General features: G+C 49.2%; 7 protein-coding genes and 1 other annotated feature. Of the genes, 6 read left to right on the top strand and 1 reads right to left on the bottom strand.

Annotated features, from left to right (window positions below; all coding sequences use genetic code 11):
• Positions 1 to 150: 150 nt before the first annotated feature.
• From rsfS to leuS, 4 genes are all read left to right on the top strand, one after another.
• The gene (rsfS, locus tag AZ66_RS24290; protein WP_044357219.1) at positions 151 to 498 is read left to right on the top strand and encodes a ribosome silencing factor; all 348 of its coding nucleotides are present in this window, start codon (positions 151 to 153) and stop codon (positions 496 to 498) included.
• Entirely contained in the window at positions 495 to 1,478 is a 984-nt protein-coding gene (locus AZ66_RS24285) for a CvfB family protein (protein WP_044357217.1), read from the top strand. Before rsfS ends, AZ66_RS24285 begins: the two co-directional genes overlap by 4 nt.
• Positions 1,479 to 1,548: 70 nt before the next feature.
• Positions 1,549 to 2,310: a class I SAM-dependent DNA methyltransferase gene (locus AZ66_RS24280; RefSeq protein WP_044357215.1), complete on the top strand. Its 762-nt coding sequence runs from the start codon at positions 1,549 to 1,551 to the stop codon at positions 2,308 to 2,310.
• Between the two features lie 218 nt (positions 2,311 to 2,528).
• Positions 2,529 to 2,758, top strand: a binding site (T-box leader).
• Between the two features lie 104 nt (positions 2,759 to 2,862).
• Complete coding sequence (leuS, locus tag AZ66_RS24275) at positions 2,863 to 5,313, top strand: leucine--tRNA ligase (RefSeq protein WP_044357214.1); 2,451 nt, start codon at positions 2,863 to 2,865, stop codon at positions 5,311 to 5,313.
• Here the strand turns inward: leuS and comER are convergent.
• Positions 5,294 to 6,139 (bottom strand): late competence protein ComER, encoded by an 846-nt coding sequence (gene comER / locus AZ66_RS24270; protein WP_021256846.1) that lies wholly within the window; start codon positions 6,137 to 6,139, stop codon positions 5,294 to 5,296. The genes leuS and comER overlap by 20 nt on opposite strands.
• Positions 6,140 to 6,304: 165 nt before the next feature.
• Between comER and AZ66_RS30170 the strand changes: the two genes are divergently transcribed.
• Positions 6,305 to 6,919: a ComEA family DNA-binding protein gene (locus tag AZ66_RS30170; protein ID WP_197081765.1), complete on the top strand. Its 615-nt coding sequence runs from the start codon at positions 6,305 to 6,307 to the stop codon at positions 6,917 to 6,919.
• A gap of 115 nt (positions 6,920 to 7,034) precedes the next feature.
• Positions 7,035 to 7,556 (top strand): deoxycytidylate deaminase, encoded by a 522-nt coding sequence (locus AZ66_RS24260; RefSeq protein WP_021256844.1) that lies wholly within the window; start codon positions 7,035 to 7,037, stop codon positions 7,554 to 7,556.
• Positions 7,557 to 7,653 lie beyond the last annotated feature (97 nt).

Here is a 7,653-nt window from a genome sequence, read left to right as displayed (position 1 = left end):
CCGCAGGGTATTTCCGCTGACGATCCATGCTCGCAATGGACTGATCCTCGAACTGGAGGCAGAACTTGAACAGTCAGCAACATAATCAGTGAAATGGACTTAGGAAATACAAGAATAAGAATGGCTCAAACACAATGTGGAGGTAATTGAATGGCAATCAACATTAAGGAATTGCTCGAAATCGCCGTAAATGCGGCTGAAGATAAGAAAGCGATGGATCTTATTGCGCTTGACCTGCAAGGCATTTCCCTCATTGCAGATTATTTCGTAATCTGCCACGGGAACTCGGATACACAAGTCCAAGCGATCACGAACGAAATTCGCAAGCGTGTGCATGAAGTAGGCGGACACGTGCGCGGTACAGAAGGATTTGACTCTGCACGCTGGGTTCTCATTGATTTGGGCGACGTTATCGTTCACGTGTTCCACCGCGAAGAGCGCGAGTATTACAACATTGAGAAGCTGTGGTCCGATGCGAAAGTTGTGGAATTGGCATGATTTGGGAAGCAGGGACAATTCAACGTTTAATAATCGACCGTGAAGTATCTCCGTATGGATATTTTTTGACAAACGGGGAACAGGACGTGTTGCTGCATTATACAGAGCTTACGGATAAAGTAGAGCCAGGCGATTACGTGGAAGTGTTTTTATATTATGACACGGAAGATCGTATAGCTGCGACAATGAAGCGTCCTTTATTGACACTCGGAGAGATTGCTAAGCTTACGGTAGCGGATATTCATCCGAAGTACGGCTGCTTCCTTGAGATGGGGATTGGGCGTCAGCTGCTGCTTCCGAAGGGAGAGCTTCCCGAGTTCGAACCGCTTCATCCGAAGGTTGGCGATGAGGTATACGTCCGGATGGAACAGGATCGCTACGGACGACTTATTGCACTGCCAGCTCGTGAAGATGATTTGGTTCCTTATATGTTCGCAGCTCCTGAGTCTTGGAACAACACATGGCGCGATGCGGTCGTGTACCGTGCCCTCAAGATGGGAACGTTCGTTGTCGTAGATGGCGCGCCTGTTGGAGAAGGTGTTATTGGATTCATTCATGAATCGCTCCGTCCGCGCCTGCTTCGTCTTGGTGAGTCTGTCCGTGTTCGCATTACGCATGTCCGTGAGGATGGGCGCGTGAATGTAACGATGGCAGAGCGTAAAGAAGTCGGCATGGATCAAGATGCTGAACGCTTGTTCACCTTCTTGAAGGAGCGCCCAAACGGCACAATGCCATATTCCGATGAGACGCCAGCCGATATTGTGAAGCAGCGCTTTGGCATTAGCAAGTCAGCATTCAAGCGTGCCATCGGTCGCTTGCTGAAGGCGGGACTCATTCGTCAAAATGGGAATTGGACCGAATTGACGGAAACGGCTGCTGCAATGGATACGGCACAGCTTCACAAGGTACTATCGGCGGCACAAGCCGAAGCGCGTGAAGCACATAAGGCTCGCTCGCGCGGCAACGACAATGCACGGTAAGTCGTTCGTTCAACATGCATTGCGAATGATGGAATTATGGAACAACCTCCGGCAGGGGAAGTGAAGATGGATGATTTCATATGGGCGTGTAGCGGAGGTTTATGACCGCTTAATGGAGGACATGCCATACGACCAGTGGGTGTCATTTGCTCGGCAGGCTTGGGAACGGTTTGGAAGCGGCGAGGTTCGTTCCATCGTTGACCTTGGCTGTGGAACCGGGAGTACGGCATTGCCACTGGCGAAGCTCGGTTATGATGTAATTGGCATCGATATTTCAGAATCGATGCTGTCAATTGCGAGCAGCAAGGGAATAGAGGCTGGCCCGCTGAAGGGCGACGTGCGTTGGGTGAATCAGGATATGTGCGATTGGGCCATTCCTGGAGAAGCGGATGCCGTCGTTTCGTTCTGTGACAGCTTGAACTATGTGACTGAAGGGGACGACGTGAAGCGTGCTTTTCAAGCTACCTATAACAACTTGAGATCTGGCGGCGTTTTCTTGTTCGATGTGCTTCATGTCCGTCAATTCGAACATTATGCGGAGACCCAGCCTTTTGCCTATGATGATGAAGATATCTCTTACATTTGGTTTTCGGACTATGATGAAGAACGCCAGGAGATTGAGCACCAGCTGACCTTGTTCGTTCGTCAGCAGTCTGGAGGCTTGTACGAGCGTATTGACGAGGAGCATGTTGAACGCGCCTATGATCCAGACTGGTTAGAACGTATGCTGAAAGAAGCTGGTTTCGGTCATGTCGATCAATTTGCGGACTTTGAATGGCAGTCGCCGGACGAAGAATCGCGCCGAATCTTTTTTGTTGCAGTGAAGCCATAAAGATAGATGTGCATAGTTTCTGAAGATGCACGTGAGATGCACATTTATCCGTCGTGAGATGTAGAATTCGATGTTACTTTCTCAATTCAAGGCGAATGAACAAGAAAGATTAGGAGTTCCATGGCGATCATTGACAATAAGAAAATTTTTCATTATTATATACCTACTTGCATCTATTTGGATGCATCATAATCATATTCAAGCTGAATAGGTAGAATGGAAAGACTTCGAAGAGGAATAGTACCTTAGGTCCCATCTTCAGAGAGCCGGCGGTTGGTGCAAGCCGGTGATGGTGCAGAAGCGAACTCGCCTCAGAGTCGCGCAGCAGAATCGGGAGCGGTAAGCTGCGACGTATTACCAGCGTTAATGGTGTAAAGGGAGTGGATAGCAAAGCATGCTGTCCGCTAACTAGGGTGGTACCACGGGAATAATGCCTCTCGTCCCTAGCGATAATCGCTAAGGATGAGAGGCTTTTTTAATCACATTTATTCATTGCCACAAGTATGACGGACATGCGCGAGCAGCCGTCTAGGCATCGTAGGAGGAGTAAGCATGAGTCAAGAAGCGAAGCAGCCGCACGGTTACGTGCCGCAGCAGATCGAGCCGAAATGGCAATCCTATTGGGATGAACATAAGACATTTGCAACGACAGAAGATGAGAACAAGCCGAATTTCTATGCACTGGATATGTTCCCATATCCATCTGGCGCCGGACTTCATGTAGGACACCCGGAAGGATATACGGCTACAGATATCATGTCTCGTTACAAACGCATGCAAGGGTACAATGTCCTTCATCCGATGGCATGGGACGCATTCGGCCTTCCAGCTGAGCAATATGCGATCGATACGGGACAGCATCCGCGTGAATTCACGGTGAAGAATATCGACAACTTCCGTCGTCAGATCAAGTCCTTGGGCTTCTCTTATGATTGGGATCGCGAGTTCAGCACAACTGATCCGGAATATTACAAGTGGACGCAGTGGATCTTTATTCAGTTGTACAAGAGAGGACTCGCTTACGTTGCAGAAGTTCCTGTTAACTGGTGTCCAGCTCTCGGTACAGTACTTGCGAATGAGGAAGTCATTGATGGCCGTTCGGAGCGTGGTAACCACCCAGTTATTCGTAAGCCAATGCGTCAGTGGGTATTGAAGATTACGGAGTATGCAGAGCGTTTGTTGCAAGATCTGGATGAGCTTGACTGGCCGGAGAGCTTGAAAGACATGCAGCGCAATTGGATTGGGAAGTCCAAGGGAGCTGAAGTTCGCTTTGTAATCGACGGTCACGAAGAGGAACTGGTTGTATTTACAACTCGTCCAGATACGCTGTTCGGTGCAACTTACTGTGTCGTGGCTCCTGAGCATGAGCTTGTCGAACGCATCACGACAGCTGAACAGCAGGCTGCTGTGAAGGCATATCAAGAGCAGGCGGCACGCAAGAGCGATCTGGAGCGTACGGATTTGGCGAAGGATAAGACGGGTGTATTCACAGGCAGCTATGCGGTGAACCCGGCGAATGGAGCGAAGCTTCCAATCTGGATTGCGGATTATGTGCTTGCTGGATACGGTACAGGTGCAATTATGGCTGTTCCTGGACATGATCAGCGCGACTGGGAATTCGCGAAGCAATTTGACCTGCCGATTATCGAAGTGATTGAAGGCGGCAATGTACAGGAAGAAGCATATTCCGGCGATGGAGCTCATGTGAATTCAGAATTCCTGAACGGAATGGACAATGCGGCTGCAATGGCGCGCATGATTGAATGGCTTGAAGCAGAAGGCAAGGGCGAAGGCAAGGTAACGTATCGCCTGCGCGACTGGTTGTTCAGCCGTCAACGCTACTGGGGAGAGCCGATTCCAATTCTTCATCTGGAAGACGGAACAATGAAGCCTGTACCGGAATCCGAACTTCCGCTTACACTGCCGGATGTCGATCAGATTCGTCCATCAGGTACTGGCGAATCTCCGCTTGCGAACGTAGACGAATGGGTGAACACAGTTGATCCAGAGACGGGCATGAAGGCTCGCCGTGAAACGAATACAATGCCGCAATGGGCAGGCAGCAGCTGGTACTACCTGCGCTACATCGATCCGCACAATAACGATGAAATCTGCTCCAAAGAGAAGCAAAAGAAATGGCTTCCAGTCGATTTGTACATTGGCGGCGTTGAGCATGCGGTTCTTCACTTGCTGTATGCGCGCTTCTGGCACAAGGTATTGTTCGACCTTGGTGTCGTAGATACGAAGGAGCCATTCCAGAAGCTTGTTAACCAAGGGATGATCCTTGGTACAAATGGCGAGAAAATGTCTAAGTCCCGCGGCAATGTCATCAATCCAGATGATATTGTGAACGAGTTCGGCGGCGATACGCTGCGCATCTATGAAATGTTCATGGGTCCACTGGAAGCGACGAAGCCATGGAACACGAATGGTGTAGAAGGAAGCTACCGATTCTTGAGCCGCATCTGGCGCTTGTTCATTAACGAGGAGACTGGAGCCCTGAACAGCAAGATTGCTGACGGAACGGATGGAGCAGATCCAGCCTTCATTCGCACATGGCACAAGACCATCAAGAAGGTGACGGAAGACATCGAAGGATTCCGCTTCAATACGGCAATCAGCCAATTGATGATCTTCATCAATGAGGCGTATAAGACAGAGGTACTCCCACGCCAAGCGATGGAGAACTTCGTTCAATTGCTGGCACCGCTCGCGCCACATATCGCGGAAGAATTGTGGCAGCGTCTTGGCTACCAAGAGTCGATTACGTACGCTGCGTGGCCGACTTATGATGAGTCGCTTACAGTTGATGCGGAAGCAGAAATTGTTATTCAAGTGAATGGCAAGATTGTATGCCGTGCAAATGTAGCAGCAGATGCTGACGAAGAAGCAATGCAGCAAAAAGCGATGTCCCTCGCGAACGTTCAGGATGCCATCGCTGGCAAGTCGGTTCGCAAAGTCATCGCAGTAAAAGGCAGACTTGTTAACATTGTGGTCGGTTAAGCTCTTCGCCAAATAGTTGGGATTCGACCTTGTGTAGATCCTCCTCATATTTGGCATGGGTGACTTGAATGAGCTGCTGGAATACCCCATCCAGCTCACCATCCAACAGACGGAGCGCCTCGGCGGTAATGCCGCCGGGGACTGCTACCCGCTGTCTCAAGTGCTCAAGGCTGAATCCTCCCTCCGTTAGCAGCTTGCCAGTACCAAGCAGCATCTCGCTGGCCAGACGCTCTGCTTCATTCCTTTCGATTCCTGTAACTTCAACTGCAGCCTCTATCCATTTCTGCACGAAAAAGGCGATAAATGCCGGCCCACAGCTTGAGATATCCGAAGTGATGCGCGTATACTGCTCGGATACCTGAACTGGACGGCTAATGGACATCATCAACTGTTCCAATAGCAGCCTGTCTTCTGTTTGAATTCTGCTTCCATACATACATAAGGATGCTCCGCTCCATACATAATTCGTAACACTTGGTATAATTTTTGCTATCTTGCAGGACAGCTGCCGCTCCAAATGGCTAATAAGCACTGGACTCGTTATCGATACAACGATGAGAGAAGGCTTTACATATTGTGCGATTTCGTTCAGAACGGCCTTGAATTCTGAAGGCTTCACACATAAAAAGACGATATCGCTTTCTTGTACAGTTTCTACATTGCTGCTGGCCAATTGCAGCCCAGGATATTGCGCAGCTAGCTGTTGAACTTTATTCCTCGTGCGATTGCTTGCGATAAGTTGAGATGGTTCCAATGCACCTGATTGAATAAGTGCTTCAATGATTGTAGACCCCATGCTTCCCGTACCTATAAACCCGACTTTCAAGTACGTTCCCTCCCTTTGCTTCTGCCTATTCCGCTGTTGTCGTAGGACGTGATTATGTTCACTTCGTATTCATTTGTGATGAACACAAGTTTATCAAGCTTATTGATCCATATGATGACATGGTTGACCATTATGCCGTCATTCGCTGACGAAGGGTGTGGTGACATGAGAGAAGGAATGAGGAAGTCCGGAGCATTGCCGATGCGCTGGCTAATTGCAATGAGTCTAGCAGTAATTGGTGTTGCAATCTGTATGTGGATATGGGTGAAGCCGCAAGGGTCACTGCAAGCAGGGACTTGGACGGATTTGAATGATGAGATTGAATCGATGATGGCTGCTGAAGGGAAGGAAGCCCACATCACGGAATCGAAGATGTCTTCGAAGTCGACTCCTGTTGCGGAACAACATGCACAGAACAAGCAGCAGCCTTCCGCATCGACAGTAGCCCAGAAGGATGTTGGTGCTGATACGGGAAAAGGAGGACAATCGGAGGCCTCCAGTTTACTTCCTTCAACGGATGTCCTTAAGACGGAGAAGGAGAATTCCAGTGCGGATGGGAACAAGGGAGCTAATGGAACTATATCCCAACTCCTTAACATTAATGAGGCTGATGCATCTGCGCTGGTGACACTTCCAGGTATTGGGCCGAGTAAAGCGAAAGCAATCATTGAATACCGTGAGAAGAAGGGAGCCTTCCGCCACGTTGATGATCTCATGAAGGTAAAGGGAATCGGCAAGAAGATGATGGCCAAGATCCGGGATCAGGTACGTGTGGAATAAAATGCGTGAAATGTGCAACATTGTGATGTCTTTAGTTGCATGAATGCGCAGGCCTGCTTACAATAAGGGTAAAATACACAACATAGACAAAGGCAGAAGAATGGGGATTGGAGTTATGACAACGACTATGCGCAAAGACTGGGATACGTATTTTATGGATATTGCCTATATGGTGTCTACTCGCTCGCGCTGTCCAAGACGGCATGTGGGCGCTGTGCTCGTACAGGGCAAGAAGCTGCTTGGTACCGCTTATAATGGCGCTCCGATGGGGATTCCTGACTGCAGTGAGGCTGGCTGCATGATCGCAGAACAATATGAGAAAGTTGTCGTAGACGGCGAGGCGCAGATGGTTAAGAAGCAGCGCTGCATTCGCACGATCCATGCAGAACAGAATTTGCTGCTATTCACGGATCGGAATGATAGAGAGGGATCTACGGTATACGTGACGGATCAGCCTTGTTGGACATGTGCCAATATGCTCGCCAATAGTGGTGTTGTCGAGATCGTTTATCACCGTCCTTATTTGAAGGATAGCGATAAAGTGGCTGCGATGATGGAGCATAAAGGAATTGTGTTCCGTCAACTTGATCATTATCATCCGCCAGCAGAATCGGTAATGGATGAAGTTAGCGAATAAATGTATCGTTCTGAATAGGGATGAGGAAGAACCTCTGTGCTCAAGCAGCACTGTTCGTTTCGCATTTAAATGCGAAGAGCAGTGCTGGCGAGTATGG

It is taken from the genome of Paenibacillus sp. E194 (assembly GCF_000935845.1).
GTDB lineage: Bacteria > Bacillota > Bacilli > Paenibacillales > Paenibacillaceae > Paenibacillus_B > Paenibacillus_B alvei_B.
The sequence above is the reverse complement of the archived record's forward strand: the minus strand, read 5'-3'. Positions and strand labels throughout refer to the sequence as shown.